Raw genomic sequence first — 16,443 nt, 5'->3', positions numbered from 1 at the left:
CGGCGCGATGACATTTCAGTTAATGCGCGCCACTGCGCTTGGCGTTGACGACCGTCTGCTCCAGAGGGTTATAGCCTTCTGGAACAGGCACAAGATTTACCCTTTTTGCATAGTCCTCAAAATAGGCCTGCATCGCTGCGACACGCTCGGGCATCTGGTCCGCCAGATTGTGTAATTCCGACGGATCAGCTTCGATATCAAACAGTTCCCATTCGCCTGTGCCTTTAGGGGCCAGATTCTGCATCAGTTTATATTTGCCCTGGAATACTGCCGAGGACCCTGCAAGCTCATATCCGACCGGGTTGTTATCGTCGCGCACGGTTTCCGTCTCACCCTTCAGGACCGGCATCATACTGATACCGTCTGGCGTATAGATTTCGCGACCGTCATAGACCGGTCCGGGAACGTCTACGCCGGCAACTTCAAGAAGTGTTGGAACGATATCGCGAACAAAGGTAAATTTATCGACTTGCGATCCGGGCTCGACAACACCCGGGAATTTCACGATCAAAGGGACACGCAAACCACCCTCGGTCGAGAATGTCTTAAAGTAGCTGCCCGGAACCGCTGCGGCTGCCGCCCAGCCAGGGCCGTAATCAGCATAGACACCCTGCTGCCCCATATCCGAATAATCGCCGTCAAAATCCTCGATATAGACCTTGTCGTAATGGGCTTTGTACCAATCACGATAGGCTTCAGACAGCGGCAACTGGTTCGGATCCGGGCCGTTATCCGCAAGGAAAATGACGATGGTGTTGTCCGCAATACCTTTTTCATCCAGATAGCTCAGGATCCTGCCGATATTGACATCCATATTGTCCAGCATTCCGGCATAGGTCTGCATCCGTCGCGCGTTGAATGCTTTTTCTTCGTCGTTAAGCTTTTCCCAATCCGGCATCTGCCACGGTTCATAAGAGGTTTTCGCAAACTCCGGGTCCAATTCCACATTCGGAGAGATCAGCCCAAGTTCCTTCTGCTTTTCCAGACGCGAAACCCGCAGGGCCTCGAACCCTTCGTCATAAACGCCGTCATATTTGTCGATGAATTCTTTTGGCGCCTGATGAGGGTAATGGACGGCCTGATACCCGACCCAGGCCAAAAATGGTTTACCGTCATCCAGGTTGCTGTCGATGTAATCGATCATCGTTTGGGTATAAAAATCCGACGAGAAGTAGTCGTCCGTTGGCAGGCTGACAAGCTTGTCGTCCTCGTAATAGTGCACCCGCGTATAGAACGGGGCATAGGGCTGCTCGACCCAGTTATCCGCACCGCTTTCGCCCAGCATAAAGGATTTCTCAAATCCGCGGTCATAAGCGATCGTGCCAGGCTCATGACCTAGGTGCCATTTGCCGGTCATATAGGTGTGGTATCCTGCGTCGCGCAACAGACGCGGCAACGCAACAACCTTGTCGTTCAAATGACCTTCATAGCCAGGCTTGCCGAATTGGTTATCGGCCTGAATCTCTAACATATTGCCGAGGCCTGCGAGATGGTTGTCGACACCGCTGATCAGCATAGTCCGAGTGGGCGAGCAAGACGCTCCGACGTGGAAATTGGTGAACAGCATACCGTCATCTGCCAGTTGGTCGATCGAGGGCGTTTCGATTTCACTGCCAAATGCGCCAACATCGGAAAACCCCATGTCATCTGCGATTAGAATAAGAACGTTTGGGCGTGTATCCTCAGAATCGGCAAGTGCTGCAGTCGTTGATAACGCCGAAGCGCCAAGCACAGCTAATATATTCCTTAAAGGAACCATTGAATCCTCCGTTATGTGGGAAGTCCGGGGCGTCGTGCCACGGTCGACAATAATGTCGCAGGAAACGACATTTCCGGCTACAGAAAGAGACGGTCATTCCATCATTTGGTATGAGCGTTCTGAATATTGGAACGAGGGTGCAAATGATTGATTCCAAAGCCATAGATGCGGTGCGCTCATTGGCCAGACACGGCAACTTTCGCGTGGCAGCGGATGCAATCGGAACCTCTCCGGCAAGTTTCTCACGCTATATCGGCCAGGCAGAAACTTATGCCGGTCAGGCGCTATTCGAACGGACAGGCCGCGGCGCAACCATCAGACCGGCGGGGAAACGCTTTCTGCAACTTCTGGACGCGCTGCACAATGCGACCAGCCAGTTTGAAGCAGGAGTCAAACGGCTGCGTTCGGTCGGCCCGGAGGTGCTGAATATCGGCTGCGGCCCCCTGACGACCCGGACGATCATCACGCCGCTTCTGGCAGAGCTGCTTGATAACTGGCCAGATCTTCGCGTCCGCGTTGATGTGCGGGCCACCATGGAACCCCTCGAAGCATTGCGGATAGGGCGCCTGGACGTGGCGGTTTGCGATCTGACGCACACGCCCAACCTAAGCGATCTGGACATTCAGGTCGTTCGAAAGGAACCCGTTTTCTTCTGCGCTCGCCCCGACCATCCCATTCATCAGGCAACTCCGGTCTCAATCGCTGAGGTGTTTCGGCATCCGTTTATAACCGCGCATATGCATCGCCACTGGCGCTCTGCCATTGCCGCCACTCTGGGGAATGACGAGAAAGCCTGGCATATTGTTGACCGATTGCCCCAGATCGAAAGTGACGATTTCTCTTTAGTTGCCGATATGGCCTGCAGAGCAGACCTGATTGCCGGAGGAATGAAGGAAGATTTTGATCAGCACCTGAAATTGGGGATGTTGAAAGAGATACGAACCACGCAACCTCTGACCTGGAACATATGCGCTGCCCGTCGCAAGGGCGTTAAATTTGCCGCGCTTGATATGTTCTGGAATCGATTGTGCCACCGGTACGGGGCGGAATAAGCCCGCCGCATGACCGGAATGCCCGGCGGTTAGTCTACATCGCGGACAACGCGAAATCCGACATGATTGCTGCCCAACGACATCTCAACCGGCTGCCGCGCTGCAGGTCGGTAACGCAGACAGAAATTCGGCGCGCAAAGCCATGAGCCCCCTTTGACCAACCGCATTGCACCCATCGATGCGCTACCGAACTGGGCGGCAAAAGCCTTTTCCGGGCCGGTAGGATCAATTTGGTCACCAGGAATGTGCCCCGGCACCCACCAGTCGGCCACGTGCTCCCAGACATTGCCCGCCATGTCATACAGGCCGTAGCCATTGGCCACATATGAAGCTACGGGTGCGGTTCCGACATGGCCATCGTCAGCCAGGTTTTCGCTTGGGAACTGTCCTTGCCAGGTGTTTGCCTTCCACCCATTGCTGGGATCATAGCTGTCACCCCAGGTGTAGTCGGCGCCTTCGATCCCGCCGCGAGCTGCAAATTCCCATTCGGCCTCGGTCGGCAGACGACCTCCAATCCACTCCGCAAATTCTGCGGCATCCTCGGGTGACACATGCACCACCGGATGGTCGCCCAGTTCCGCAATTGAACTGCCCGGTCCTGCCGGGTGTTGCCAGCTTGCACCTTTGACATAGCGCCACCATGCGTTGGGATTATTCAGCGACACCGCTTCCTTAGGCTGGGCGAAGACCATCGACCCAGGCTCAAGCAAATCTGCAGGCAGACCCGGGAAATCCTCCGCCGACAAGCCACGCTCTGCCGTTGTCTGATACCCGGTTTCTTCGACAAATTTCGCAAATTGGTCGTTGGTAATTTCTGTCCGCGTAATGTCAAAGGACCTGACATTCACTGGATGGACCGGAGTCTCTTCCGCTTGAAAGTTTTGCGAACCCATCAGGAATTCTCCACCATCCAGCCGGACAAACTCAGGACCTGGTTTGGAACCGATACTGGTATACCAAACGGCAAAGCATACAATCGCAACCACGGGAACCGAGCCATAGGCTAGCAATCTTCTTGAAAGGGGCATGTAGCATTAACCTGTTGGATCTATCAGGGGTGAATGTAGTGATTTGGTACGGTTTTCAATCCCCTACTGTGAATGGGCAGCATTTCCCTCTTCGACCTGAGCTTCAACGAAAGGAGCGCGCCTGCCTGCTGTGAGGCAAATTCACCTACACTTGTAAATTCATGTCAAATTGGGACCGCTGTTCAATTCAAACGATCCACAGCCGCCAAAGCACCCGACAGAGCGACCTTGATCTCTAAGGGCATGCCTCTGCCCTGTTTATATTGATTGGCCGCGATCCAACCTGCCTTGTGCCCCCGCGCGCCGATCGCCTTCATCCGTGCATCAGCCGCAGAATCCGGCAATTTTTCAACCAGGTTTCTCGAATACTCGATCTCATCGCGGGACAAAATCATACCAACCGCACTGTATACATCCATGCCTACTTGCATCGTCAAATGATCCAGCCGATGCGTTGCCCCAGACAACATGCGCGTGCAAAAGGCCGCCAGAAAATACCAGCGAAAGATCGCAAGTATGCGCTTCTGGGTATCAGTGACTGTATCCACCTCAAATAATGCCGTGGCGGATAACTTTTCAAATGCTGCACTGGCCGCCTGAGAGGCCTGAATAATCTGAACCTCGCGCACGTCTACGGGTATGACTGGCGGGACTGGTGTCACGACCGGCTGGTAAGTTTCGAAATTCATGCATGGCCTCCGGCTTTGGTTGCTGAAGGGAACATGGGGGTTCGAAAATGCATCCCGATGTGAATCTCTGCCATAGTTTGTAAGTATACCCGGTATTTTGGCTAAACTTAAAAGTCATTTTTCATATGTAACGCAAACTCAAGGACAAACTTGGCTAATTGAGTTATTAATTGTGTGGGATTTGGGCCGCATTTTTTGCTGAAATCTGGGCCTTTATGTCGCCCTAAACTCCCTTACATCTGACACGATCTTGCAGAATTTGTGCCCTTTTTACCAAATACAAACAGTCAATCCTGCTGATCAGTTTACGAGTTTGAATTTAACGAGGGGGTACAAGCGGGACTAGGGGGTGAGCGCCTGCCGGGCCGGGCTCGCCCTAGGGCAGAGCAGCTCCCCCCGTTGCCTTCCGTCAGTCGATTTTGCTTTTTTGCGAATGCGGTGTGACACCAAAACTGGATCGATAAACCCGCGAGAAATGACCGGGATTTTCAAAGCCACAAGCCAAGGCGACCTCGGTGACGGATGCTTCGGTCTGAAGCAAAAGCTTTTGCGCGCGTTCCAGGCGCAATTCCATAAAGTATTTTTTGGGCGAAGTGTTGAGATACTTACCAAATAACCGCTCTAACTGGCGCGTGGATATGCCAAGATCATCCGCGATCTTTGACGGAGAAACCGGTGCTTCAAGGCATTCGCGCATGGTATGGATAGCCCGAGCCAGATGTGCGTTACGCATCCCGTTGCGCGATTGCAATGATACCCTTTGTTTGGCCGTTGCGTTGCGGGCAGCATTATACACCATCTGGTCTGCAACCGCGATCGCCAGCTCCTCGCCGTGGTCGCGTCCGATCAGATGCAGCATAAGATCGGCAGTTGCCGTCCCACCCGATGCCGTGATGTGTTTCGCGTCTGCCACGAAGACACTGCGCACAAGGTTCACCTCTGGGAACGCTTCCATAAACGCATCGTGATATTCCCAGTGGATCGCAGCCTGAGAGCCATCCAGAAATCCAGCCTCTGCTAGAAGCCAAGCACCAGAACACAATGCCCCGATCGGCGTGCCCCGCGCACGTTCGCGTCGCAACGTCGCCAGAAGGTCGCGTGAGACATGGTTGCGCATGTGGATGCCCGACAAGACAAACAGCTGATCAGTCTTTGGAATATCGCCCAACCCGCCATGCACAAGTGTCACCACCTTATTGGAACATACTGCACGCTCTGCGTCCTCCGATATCAGCGTCCAATCATATAGCGTTTTCTCACTGACCAGATTGGCGATCCGCAGTGGTTCGACGGCACAGGAAAAGGCGAGATGCGAGAACTCCTCGATCAGAACAATGGTGATGTGCCGCATCTGAGGCATAGGGTTTTCCACTTTGTTCGGCCGGATTGGCTGAGTCTTTGTCGTTGGATTATGCTGCACGAAATTTCCATGTATACAATATGTATTTTATTCGGATACAAAAAGGAGGCAATCGAACCCAATCGATTCTTGCTGGCTGGGCTGGAGGATCCGAATGAAGGACGTCGCAAAAACCCGCAAAACGCAGCTGGCCGAGCACTTGAAGGTCTCGATCCTGACTTTGCGCCTGCAACCTGGCACCGATCTGGACGAGGTGCATCTGTCCGATGCGTTTGGCCTGTCGAGAACGCCTTTACGCGAAGTGTTCCGACAACTCGCCGGAGAAGGATATCTGGACCTGCGAACAAACCGCAGCGCGCGCGTGTCCGAAATGTCGTATACCACCTTGCGCGATTTCTTTCTGGCCGCTCCGATGATCTATGGTGCAATCCTGCGACTGGCAGCGGCGAATGCAAAGCCTGTGCAGATTGAAGCCCTGAAAACCGCACAGCAGGCATTCAAGGCCGCGCTGCGGGATGGGGCAGCCGAAGAGCGCGCCCTGGCCAATAACCGCTTTCACGAAGTGACCGGCGAAATGTCGGGCAATGTCTATCTATTGCCCTCTTTCAACCGTTTGCTGATAGACCATGCCCGTATCGGCATGACCTTCTACCGGCCACAGTCGGGCAGGATGGTCGAAAACCTGTCCGAGGCAAGCCAGCAACACGACGCCATCATCGACGCCATAGAGACACGCGATGAAACGGCTGCTGCGCAGCTGGCCGAAGATCACTGGAACCTGTCACGCGATCAGATCGAACTGTTCGTGATGCCCGATGCGCTGGATGTCCCAATGGGCCTCCCACCGCTTTCGAAACCTGCATGAGGACGGAATGAATCCAATTTTCCGATTTGAGGGGGTCTATACCCCGGTGGTCACGCCCTATCAGGCCGATGACAGCGTCAACTGGGACGCGCTGGCGCAGGTGATCGAGCTTCTGATCAAGAATGGCGTGCATGGTCTGATCTCGGGCGGGTCGACCGGTGAGAATTATGCGCAGACCGTGGAGGAACGGCTGGAATTGGCGCGGTTCACCCATGTGCGTCTGAAAGGCCGTTTGCCTCTGGTTGTTGGCACGGGCGCGATGTTGACGTCGGACTCGGTTGCGCTGGCGTCGGGTGCAAAGGAAATCGGGGCAGATGCGATCCTGTTGGCCAGCCCGCCCTATTCGGTGCCCACCGACCGCGAAAATGCGCTGAATGCGCTGGCCATCGACAAGGCCGCCGACCTGCCGGTAATGCTGTACAATTATCCTCACCGCACAGGCACGATGATGGGCGAGGAATTCCTGGACCGCGTCGGACGCAGCAGGAATTTCTGCGGCATCAAGGAAAGTTCGGGCGATATCAACCGGGTTCATCTTCTGGCGCGGGACTATCCGCATATCCAACTGGGATGCGGTATGGACGATCAGGCGCTGGAGTTCTTTGCCTGGGGCGCGCCGTTCTGGGTCTGTGGCGGCTCGAACTTTCTGCCTGCCGAGCATGTGGCGCTATACCAGGCCTGTGTAATCGAGGGCAATTATGCCAAGGGCCGCCGGATCATGTCGGCGCTGATGCCCTTGATGCGGGTATTGGAACAGGGTGGAAAATTCATCCAGACCATCAAGCATGGTGTCACAATGAATGGGATTGACGCGGGCACCGTTCGACCGCCGCTGAAATCTTTGAACAAAGATGACAAACGCGCGCTAGAGCAAGTGACGCGCGTGCTGAAACAGAAAATCGCTGACATCATGGCAGAGGGGTAAGGTATGACATTGCTGACGCAGGACGAATACGACTCCATCGCCGCGAGTCTGACCTTGCCAACCGGCGCCTTTATTGATGGCGCGTACCGCCCGGCGATTTCAGGGCAGTCCTTCACAACGGTTAACCCGGCGACCAACAAGAAATTGGCCAACATTGCCGCCTGTGGTGTAGCGGACGTGGATTTTGCCGTCGAGAAGGCGCGCGAAGCGTTCGAAGATGGCCGCTGGTCGAGGCTGCACCCATCCGAGCGCAAAAATGTGCTGATCCGGTTGACCAAACTAATCACACGCAATGCACGTGAACTGGCGGTGATGGAAAGTATCGACAGTGGCAAGACCATCTTTGACTGCGAGACCGTCGACCTGCCCGAGACCATTCATTGCCTGAAATGGCACGCTGAGGCGATCGACAAGATCTATGATCAGGTCTCGCCCGCCAGTGACGACCACATCGCTTTGGTCGTGCGCGAGCCGATTGGCGTTGTCGGGTTAGTCCTGCCCTGGAATTTCCCATTGCTGATGCTGGCATGGAAAATCGGGCCCGCTCTGGCTGCGGGCTGCTCGGTGGTGGTGAAACCGGCCGAGGAAACTTCACTGACGGCATTGCGGCTGGCCGAACTGGCGATGGAGGCCGGTCTGCCACGCGGCGTCCTGAACATCGTCCCCGGCGCAGGTGCCGAGGTGGGCGAACCTATTGGACGGCACATGGATATAGATATGGTGTCCTTCACCGGCTCAACCGTGACTGGCAAACGGTTCCTGAGCTATTCGGCGGAAAGCAACGCCAAAGAGGTGGTGCTTGAAATGGGCGGCAAGAATCCGGCCATTGTGATGGAAGATGCAGAAAATCTGGACCGCGTGGCGGCACATATCGTCAACGGTGCGTTCTGGAATATGGGTGAGAACTGCTCGGCCACGTCCCGCCTGATTGTCCACAAGGACATAAAGGCCGAGTTGCTCGACCGCATCGCCCATCATGTAAAGCAATGGAATGTCGGCGAGCCTCTGAACCCGGAAACACGATTGGGCGCAATGGTCAGCGAAGCTCATTTCGATAAGGTCTGCGGATATCTGGATCAGGCCGAAAACGTAGTGATCGGAGGCAAAGCGGACAATGGCTTTGTCGAGGCCACCGTAGTCGAACTCCCTGGCAATGACGCCATCCTGGCACGTGACGAGATCTTTGGTCCCATTCTTTCGGTGATCACGGTTTCCAGCTTTGATGAGGCCATCAAGATCGCCAACGATACCGAGTATGGTTTGTGTGCGTCGATCTTCACAGCCAATGCGAAACGCGCCATTCGCGGGGCGCGGATGATCCGGGCGGGAACGGTGACTGTAAACAGTTTTGGAGAGGGCGATATCACCACGCCCTTTGGCGGTTATAAACAGTCTGGCTTTGGTGGGCGCGACAACTCGATCCATGCGCATGACCAGTATACCCAGCTAAAAACCATCTGGGTCGACCTGTCCGACGATGCGGATGAGGCCGTGGATTGAGCAGCTATGCCGCCCGAACCCTGCCAGTCCATCGCGGACCTGCGGCCTGGAGCGTCATATTAGGCGATCCACCCCCAGCCCAAGAACTGGATGGTGATCTGACGGCGGATGTCGTGATTGTTGGTGCCGGTTTCGCAGGCCTGTCAGCGGCACAGCGTTTGAGGCAGCTGCAAAGCGACGCAAAGATCATCGTGCTTGAGGCTGGCCGCGTGGCCGAAGGGGCTGCTGGGCGCAATACGGGTTTTATGATCGATCTGCCACATGACCTGGCCTCGGACAATTATTCCGGGCCGGGGGATGATCGCACCATGATCACACTAAACCGACTTGCAATTGATTTTGCCCGATCGGCGGTCGAGCAATATCAGATCGACCCGAATTTCTTTGATCCGGCTGGCAAGGTTAACGGAGCGGTGAGCGCGGCGGGACATGCACATAATATCAGCTATGCGCATCATCTCAGCACTTTGGGTGAGACCAGTGAAATGCTCGACCAACAGCAGATGCACGCCCTGACAGGGTCGCGCCACTATCGGTCGGGGCTATACACACCCGGCACGGTTATGTTGCAACCAGCAGGCTATATTCGCGGTCTGGCTGCGGGACTGATCAAGGATGGCATTGCATTGTACGAGAGCTCTGGCGTGACCGGGTTTGAGAAGCAAGGCGGTGCGTGGCTGGTAAAAACCGCGCGCGGTACCGTCAGCACTGGTACAGTCATCCTCACGGTGAACGGGCATCTGGAAAGCTTTGGGATCGAGCGTGACCGCCTGATGCAGCTGTTCCTGTTTGCGGCAATGACCCCGGAGCTGGACGCCGAAGTACTGTCGCGGCTGGGGGGGCAACCCCGCTGGAGTGTCACACCATCTGATCCGTTGGGTACAACGATGCGGCGCATTGATACGGCACAGGGCGGCAATCGGATCATAACTCGTACCTGCGCGGCCTTGCGCCCGGGCATGACCTCGACTGCTGGTGATCTGGCGCGCGCCTCGCGGGTGATGCAGCGCAAATTCGACCAGCGATTTCCGCAGTTGGCCGGGCTGGACATGCAATATCGCTGGGCCGGTCATCTCTGCCTCAGCCTGAACGGCGTCGCCGTCGCACGAGAGGTCGAACAGGGCGTAATTTCTGGCTGTGTCCAGAACGGGCTGGGCACGGCGCGCGGCACCCTGACCGGTATCGCGGCGGCAGAACGCGCCTGCGGCCACAGCTCGAATATCACCCGGTATTTCGACGCCCAGGGTCAACCCAAACGCCTACCCCCAAAGCCATTCCGCGAGATCGGTGCCAATGCGGTGCTGCGCTGGAAAGAATGGCGCGCGCGGGACGAGTGATCAGGGCAGGCTCAGCTTGGCCATGCGGCCTCCGTCTACTGTGTAGACCTGCCCGGTGATAAAGCTGGCATCACCCGACGCCAGGAAGGCGACGAGCGCCGCAACCTCTTGTGGGCTTCCGGTTCGGGCAACGGGGTGTATGCGCTTGATATCCTCGTGAAATGTCTCCGGGTCCGGCATTGAGGCGATGAAATCCACGTTCAACTCGGTGTCGATCCAGCCAGGGGCCACGGCGTTGCAACGAATGCCCTCTGCCCCATGATCCACGGCCACCGCTCGTGTCAGACCATGCAACCCGGCTTTGGATGCGCAATAGGCGGCATGGCCGGGATTGCTGCCCAGCCCCTCAATCGAGCCGATATTGACAATCGCCCCGCCGGCCCGTCGTAAATGGGGCAGCGCCGCCTTGATCAGCAGGAACGGGGCCGTGAGGTTGACTGTCAACGTGCGCTGCCAGTCCGCAAGGCTCATCTGCTCGACGCCGGCTTCCTGCATCATGCCTGCATTATTGACCAGAATGTCCAATCGCCCGGCCTGATCAACGACCTGATTGACCACCGTTTGCGGGCTGAGGGGATCTCTGAAATCGGCCTCGAACCCTTCGAATTCCGGATCGCTCCCACGTTGCGCGGTAAAGACCCGTGCACCTTCGTGTTGCAAACGTTCCGCGATGGCGCGTCCGATACCGCTGCGCCCGCCCGTGACCAGCGCGGTTTTGCCGGTAAATCGCGTCATGAAACCGGTTTTCCTCCGTTCACTTCCAGCAATGCCCCGCACACATAGCGCGCGGCGTCCGAGGCAAGAAACATCACCACATCAGCAATATCCTCGGGCTCGGCGATACGCCCCAAGGGCACCGTCCGGCCCAGCTCGGCCACGGCAGTATCCGGATCAAAGCCGCGTTTTTCAAACCCCGACCGCAGCATCGGCGTGTTTACTTCATTCGGGCATACGGCGTTAATGCGGATGCCCTGATGCGCGTGGTCCATACCCATGCATTGTGTCAACGACGCAATGGCTGCCTTGGTCATGCAATAGACCGCGTGGTTCGGCCCAGGGCGCAGGCCCCAGCATGACGCGGTGTTCACGATGGCGCCACCACCACGCGCCGCCATGATCGGGATTGCGGCGCGACAGATGCGAAAGGGCGCCTCGACATTCACGCCCAGCGACAATGCCCAGTCGGTATCCGAGGTCTCGGTCACCGCTCCGCGGGTGATGACCCCCGCATTGTTAACAACGATATCCAGCCCGCCCAGCGCATCCGCCGCATGTTGCGGCAATGCATCTGCATAAGCACTCTCGCGCAAATCGCCGGGCAAATGGGCGTCGGCTTCGATACCCTCAACCGAAACGTCCGCAACCGCAACTCGTGCCCCTGCCTGCCGCATCCGCTGTGCAATAGCAGATCCGATGCCACCCGCAGCCCCTGTGATGAGCGCTGTTTTGCCCGTCAGCTCCATTTTCCCTCCGAGTGCTAAATAGAAACCCACCCGACAATGCAGTCGGGATAGGTCCAAGGCGAAATCTTTAATAGGTTTGGTTCAGCTCGTCAGCGGCGGGAATTTCCCGTTCACGCCGGGCAATATAGTCCAGCAGGGCCTCGTTTTTGGCCACGTCCAGTGTCGGTTCCTGGTATTCGGCCAGCAGCTTGCGCGCGTGCTTCAACGCGCGCTCAGTGATCTCAACCCCGCCTTCTGCCACCCATTGCTCAATCGAGTTATTGTCGAACATCTCGGGCATGAAAAACGCCGTTTGAAAATTGTCCTGCGTGTGCGGATGACCCAGATAGTGCCCGCCTGGACCGACCTCTGGAATGGCGGCAAGAGCTTGGTCGAAATCATCCCATTGCGGGCCTTCTGCCATGCGATAAGCCATCGCACATTGTTCAGCATCGACAATGAACTTGGCGGTGGAACAATGCATCCCAGCCTCATTCCAGCCAGCCGAATGCCAAATATAGTTCGCACCGGAATGAAGAACCGCCTGCAGCGTCGTGGCGGATTCGTAGCCGGCCTGCGCATCAAATGTCTTGGCCCCACCCAGCGTATTCGAAGTGCGCCATGGAACGTCGTAGAACCGGGCCATCTGCCCGATCATAAAGTTCATCAGGCTGATCTCGGGCGTGCCGGCCATCGGGGCACCTGATTTCATCGACACCGTCGACAGGTAGTGCCCGTAAATCGCCGGAGCACCTTTGCGAATGACTTGGGTATAGGCCAGCGCGCTCAGTGCTTCGGCGTTCAACTGCGCCACTGTGGCGGGAACCGATGCGGGCGTATTGGCCCCGCCCAGCACAAAGGGCGAGCACAAGACAGGCTGATTGCGGCGAGAAAAGGCCCGCATCGCGCCCAGCATCGTTTCGTCCCAGACCAGCGGAGAGTTTCCGTTGCAGTTGCCCGTGGTGACCGGGTGATCTTCAATGAAATCTTCCCCGAACAGGATCGCACACATCTCAATGACGTCTTCGGCGTTTCTGGGCGAAGTGGTCATACCCATGAACGTCTTGTCCGAATGTTTCATCGACGAATAGGTAATGCGCAAATGTCGCTGACTGATCGGGTGGTCGTAAGGTTCGACAATGTGATGCGCCGAGGAATGCATCGCCGGCAGCATGTGGCTTAGTTTGTGGAACATTGCCAGATCATCGAGCGTCGGATTGCGCCTCACGTCATCGAGATCGCGCAGAAAGGGCGCGCCGGTCATCGGCACAAAGATCGAGTGCCGTCCGCCCAGTCGCACGTTCTTATTCGGATCGCGAGCATGATAATTGAAGGTGCTGGGAATGGTGGCGATCAGCTCTCGGACCAGGCCCCGGTCCAGATAGACCAGTTCGCCCTCGACCTTTGCACCAGCTTTTTTCCAATCCTCCAGTGCGATTGCATCGCGAAACTGAACACCGACATTCTCGAGAATATCCATTGAGGCGCTGTCGATCCGGTCGATCTGGCTGCCATCCATCACCTCGCATAGGGGGATGCCTCGGGTCAGGCCGGGCAACATCTCGAAATTCGGAGCAGAGCGCAGCGCGCGCCGGGCCGCACGGCCACCGGTTCGGGTCATGGTACGCATATTCACAGGGCGATCCTCCAATCCTCCCCAAAAGACTGCGGTATTTGGTCAAAGCAAGCCTCACTAATTGCGATACATGTTTGCAGGAAGCGACCCGCACCCGAAACCGCCGAAATGATCTACAGACCCATGATGACGACCAGACCTGCTATCAGTTCTGCCATGCTTAGCGCGGGATCATCTCCGCCCATATCCATGATCCACTCCATGTCGGTGATGGCATAAGAACCGTCAATGAACTGGCTGACACCAAACCCGGTCGTCACAGAAACATTGCCTGATCTTTACCGCACGTATCGGAAACACGGCACTCAACATCATCGTTTTGGAAAATTTCTTCTGGCGCACAATCTTAAAAAGTCCAATATTTGAGTGAGAAGAATTAACCTGAAGACCACCAACGGCTACACCTGTCATGTCCAGACGCCACTATAATCTGCCGCCACTCACCACGCTGTCGGCCTTCGAAGCCGCTGCGCGCCATCTAAGCTTTAAGCATGCGGCTGAAGAACTGTCGGTAACGCCGGGCGCGGTCAGTCATCAGATCAAAGCGTTGGAAGGTGATCTTGGCACCGCCTTGTTCCAGCGCAAACACCGAGGGGTCGAACTGACGGAAGACGGCAAAGCGCTGTATGACGCGCTGGCTTCTTCGTTTACCCGCATCTCAAAAACACTGGCAACAATCCGCGACCGTGCCACCGTCGAAAAGGTAACCGTAGGATCAACCACTGCAGTGGCTGCTCTTTGGTTGTCGCCATCGGTAATCCGGTTCTGGCGCGAAATGCCTGAAGTAAATGTTGACCAGCTTTCACAGGATCGACCATTTCGGGATCGGCCGGATATCGATTTCTTTATTCGCTACGGCCGGGACGGCAACGGTGACCTTTCGCACACTCCTCTGTTTCGGGATTGTCTGGTCCCCGTCGCCTGCCCAGAGGTGGCGGATCGGTTGGCCGGTGCAAGCCTTGAAGATCTCGCCGCTGAACGACTGATACATCTGGACTCTGAAGACCGCAGCTGGACCACTTGGCCCGAATGGTTTCAACAACTCGGGTACACGGGAACCATTCCGATCGATTCTCGTGTGAACAGCTATTCGGTAGCCCTCCAGCGGGCGCGTAAGGGGGCCGGGCTGGTTCTTGGATGGCAACGCTTGATCCAACCCATGCTGCAATCGGGAAAGCTGGTGGCAATCGGGCCCCACCTCCAGATCGCTCCAAACCAGTTTTATCTGGTTGGCCGCTCGGATGAAGACTTGTCCGAAAGTGCCCGGGCGCTGAAAGATTGGATCATTCAAGAGGTTCAGGACGGTTCGGTTTAGGTGAAATCACCCTGTGATGAGGTTTTCTGATATTGAGTGGATGCCAGCGTATCCGCCAATAGAGAACAAACAACACCTGCAGGAGAGCCCGATGAACAAGCATACTGCGCTGTCTTCCGTTCTGGTCGATGTGAATGTCGCAAACGGCCTGCCAAACGAACACTATATCGACCCGGCACTTTTCGCCGAAGAGCGTAGATCGGTTTTGTACGCCAACTGGTCCGGGATCGGCTTTGGCAAAGACGTGCCCGAGGAAGGCGATGCCATGCCGGTCGATTTCCTAGGCATGCCTTTACTAATCGTGCGGGATCGGGATGGTGAGGTTGGCGTATTTCAAAATACCTGCCGTCACCGCGGGATGATCCTTGTCGATACCCCTCGCAAGATAAGTGGCGCGATCCGTTGCCCCTATCACAGCTGGTGCTACAGCCTGAAGGGAGAGCTGCGTGCGACGCCACATGTTGGCGGCGCCGGTCACAACACCCATGAGGACGTGGATCGCAAATCTCTGGGCCTGATCCGTATTCGCTCTTATGTCTGGCGGGACGTGGTCTTTGTGAATGTGGACGGCAATGCGCCCGAATTCGAAGAGGCGCACGCCGCCCTATTGGAACGCTGGAAAGAGTTTGATCAACCAGTACATCACGGCGGTGAGGCCTCTTCGTTCAAGTTGGAGGTCAAGACCAACTGGAAGCTGGCGGTTGAGAACTATTGCGAAAGCTATCACCTGCCCTGGGTGCATCCCGGCCTGAACAGCTATTCGCGACTTGAGGATCACTATAACATCGAAGTGCGCGGGCACTATTCCGGTCAAGGCACGCTTGTCTATCGACAACTCACTGACCATGACGGCACCACATTCGCCGATTTCGACGGGCTCAGCGATCGATGGAATGAGGGTGCAGAGTATGTGGCCGTGTATCCGAATGTTCTTTTGGGTGTGCAGCGTGACCATGCCTTTGCCATTGTCCTGGAACCGGTTGATCACGAAAATACCGTTGAGCATATCGAGCTTTATTATGCCAAAAGCATCGAAGACACACCTGAACATGATGGCCTGAGGGCGGCAAACGCCCAGCAATGGAAAACTGTGTTTGAAGAGGATGTGTTCGTTGTTGAAGGGATGCAAAAGGGTCGGCACGGAATGTTGTTCGACGGCGGTCGATTCTCTCCGGTGATGGATGGTCCGACCCATAATTTCCATCACTGGGTTGCGACACAGATTGAAAGCGGTCGCGCCGACTGAACCAGCTGTCTGGCCACGCACGACTGGCCAGACGCGACGGAGACCCGATGGACAGAACAGAACTGGATCGCTTGCTACTTGAGGCGCATGATCATGATGATCCTGCCGCGTTGGTCCGCTATTACACTATTGCAGCAGATGAATGCGAAGCGGTGCAAGATATCGACGCGGCCTGTTTTTACCTGACCCACGCCTTTATATTCGCCCTGGAAGCCGGGGCCTCTGAAACAGATGAATTGAACCACAGACTGGTCGAGTATGGACGTGCATAGTGGTGGGCATCGGAGAC

The 16,443-nt window shown here is 56.1% G+C and carries 16 protein-coding genes; 8 read left to right on the top strand and 8 right to left on the bottom strand.

Annotated elements, in window-relative coordinates:
* Positions 1 to 19: 19 nt before the first annotated feature.
* On the bottom strand, positions 20 to 1,759 hold the full coding sequence (locus AC2FIZ_RS09575) for an arylsulfatase (protein ID WP_281995306.1): 1,740 nt from the start codon (positions 1,757 to 1,759) through the stop codon (positions 20 to 22).
* A gap of 143 nt (positions 1,760 to 1,902) precedes the next feature.
* Here AC2FIZ_RS09575 and AC2FIZ_RS09570 point away from each other — a divergent pair, with 143 nt between their 5' ends.
* Complete coding sequence (locus AC2FIZ_RS09570) at positions 1,903 to 2,811, top strand: LysR family transcriptional regulator (protein WP_496693669.1); 909 nt, start codon at positions 1,903 to 1,905, stop codon at positions 2,809 to 2,811.
* Positions 2,812 to 2,840: 29 nt separating this feature from the next.
* Here the strand turns inward: AC2FIZ_RS09570 and AC2FIZ_RS09565 are convergent, their stop codons facing one another.
* The 3 genes from AC2FIZ_RS09565 to AC2FIZ_RS09555 form a co-directional block, all read right to left on the bottom strand.
* Positions 2,841 to 3,839 carry a formylglycine-generating enzyme family protein gene (locus AC2FIZ_RS09565; RefSeq protein WP_496706376.1) on the bottom strand — a complete coding sequence of 333 codons (999 nt, stop codon included), beginning with the start codon at positions 3,837 to 3,839 and terminating at the stop codon, positions 2,841 to 2,843.
* Between the two features lie 182 nt (positions 3,840 to 4,021).
* The gene (locus AC2FIZ_RS09560) at positions 4,022 to 4,528 is read right to left on the bottom strand and encodes a hypothetical protein (RefSeq protein ID WP_496790945.1); all 507 of its coding nucleotides are present in this window, start codon (positions 4,526 to 4,528) and stop codon (positions 4,022 to 4,024) included.
* Positions 4,529 to 4,937: 409 nt separating this feature from the next.
* On the bottom strand, positions 4,938 to 5,888 hold the full coding sequence (locus AC2FIZ_RS09555; protein WP_142635891.1) for a GlxA family transcriptional regulator: 951 nt from the start codon (positions 5,886 to 5,888) through the stop codon (positions 4,938 to 4,940).
* A gap of 154 nt (positions 5,889 to 6,042) precedes the next feature.
* On the opposite strand from AC2FIZ_RS09555, the gene AC2FIZ_RS09550 reads away from it, so the two are divergent.
* The 4 genes from AC2FIZ_RS09550 to AC2FIZ_RS09535 are packed head-to-tail and all read left to right on the top strand — an operon-like array spanning position 6,043 to position 10,515.
* Entirely contained in the window at positions 6,043 to 6,753 is a 711-nt protein-coding gene (locus AC2FIZ_RS09550; protein ID WP_142635889.1) for a GntR family transcriptional regulator, read from the top strand.
* 7 nt (positions 6,754 to 6,760) lie between these two features.
* Entirely contained in the window at positions 6,761 to 7,678 is a 918-nt protein-coding gene (locus AC2FIZ_RS09545; protein WP_142635887.1) for a dihydrodipicolinate synthase family protein, read from the top strand.
* Positions 7,679 to 7,681: 3 nt separating this feature from the next.
* The gene (locus AC2FIZ_RS09540) at positions 7,682 to 9,178 is read left to right on the top strand and encodes an aldehyde dehydrogenase (RefSeq protein WP_496790943.1); all 1,497 of its coding nucleotides are present in this window, start codon (positions 7,682 to 7,684) and stop codon (positions 9,176 to 9,178) included.
* On the top strand, positions 9,175 to 10,515 hold the full coding sequence (locus AC2FIZ_RS09535; RefSeq protein ID WP_496693665.1) for an NAD(P)/FAD-dependent oxidoreductase: 1,341 nt from the start codon (positions 9,175 to 9,177) through the stop codon (positions 10,513 to 10,515). The genes AC2FIZ_RS09540 and AC2FIZ_RS09535 overlap by 4 nt, the downstream gene beginning before the upstream one ends.
* On the opposite strand, the gene AC2FIZ_RS09530 is transcribed toward AC2FIZ_RS09535, so the two are convergent.
* The 4 genes from AC2FIZ_RS09530 to AC2FIZ_RS09515 all read right to left on the bottom strand — a co-directional run bounded on the left by AC2FIZ_RS09530 (position 10,516) and on the right by AC2FIZ_RS09515 (position 13,853).
* A complete protein-coding gene (locus AC2FIZ_RS09530) occupies positions 10,516 to 11,250 on the bottom strand; it encodes an SDR family NAD(P)-dependent oxidoreductase (protein WP_281972425.1) in 735 nt (244 codons plus the stop codon).
* Entirely contained in the window at positions 11,247 to 11,978 is a 732-nt protein-coding gene (locus AC2FIZ_RS09525; RefSeq protein WP_271948145.1) for an SDR family NAD(P)-dependent oxidoreductase, read from the bottom strand. The genes AC2FIZ_RS09530 and AC2FIZ_RS09525 overlap by 4 nt, the downstream gene beginning before the upstream one ends.
* Positions 11,979 to 12,045: 67 nt before the next feature.
* The gene (locus AC2FIZ_RS09520; RefSeq protein WP_496790952.1) at positions 12,046 to 13,587 is read right to left on the bottom strand and encodes a trimethylamine methyltransferase family protein; all 1,542 of its coding nucleotides are present in this window, start codon (positions 13,585 to 13,587) and stop codon (positions 12,046 to 12,048) included.
* A 119-nt stretch (positions 13,588 to 13,706) separates the two neighbouring features.
* Entirely contained in the window at positions 13,707 to 13,853 is a 147-nt protein-coding gene (locus tag AC2FIZ_RS09515; RefSeq protein ID WP_416383911.1) for a hypothetical protein, read from the bottom strand.
* A 149-nt stretch (positions 13,854 to 14,002) separates the two neighbouring features.
* Between AC2FIZ_RS09515 and AC2FIZ_RS09510 the strand changes: the two genes are divergently transcribed.
* The 3 genes from AC2FIZ_RS09510 (at position 14,003) to AC2FIZ_RS09500 (ending at position 16,426) form a co-directional block, all read left to right on the top strand.
* On the top strand, positions 14,003 to 14,908 hold the full coding sequence (locus AC2FIZ_RS09510; RefSeq protein ID WP_281995309.1) for a LysR substrate-binding domain-containing protein: 906 nt from the start codon (positions 14,003 to 14,005) through the stop codon (positions 14,906 to 14,908).
* Between the two features lie 91 nt (positions 14,909 to 14,999).
* The gene (locus AC2FIZ_RS09505) at positions 15,000 to 16,154 is read left to right on the top strand and encodes an aromatic ring-hydroxylating oxygenase subunit alpha (protein WP_142635876.1); all 1,155 of its coding nucleotides are present in this window, start codon (positions 15,000 to 15,002) and stop codon (positions 16,152 to 16,154) included.
* A gap of 47 nt (positions 16,155 to 16,201) precedes the next feature.
* Positions 16,202 to 16,426 (top strand): hypothetical protein, encoded by a 225-nt coding sequence (locus AC2FIZ_RS09500; protein ID WP_142635874.1) that lies wholly within the window; start codon positions 16,202 to 16,204, stop codon positions 16,424 to 16,426.
* Positions 16,427 to 16,443: the final 17 nt, after the last annotated feature.

This window comes from Ruegeria sp. CDSB022 (assembly GCF_059611145.1).
This window is presented reverse-complemented; position numbering and strand designations above follow the sequence as displayed.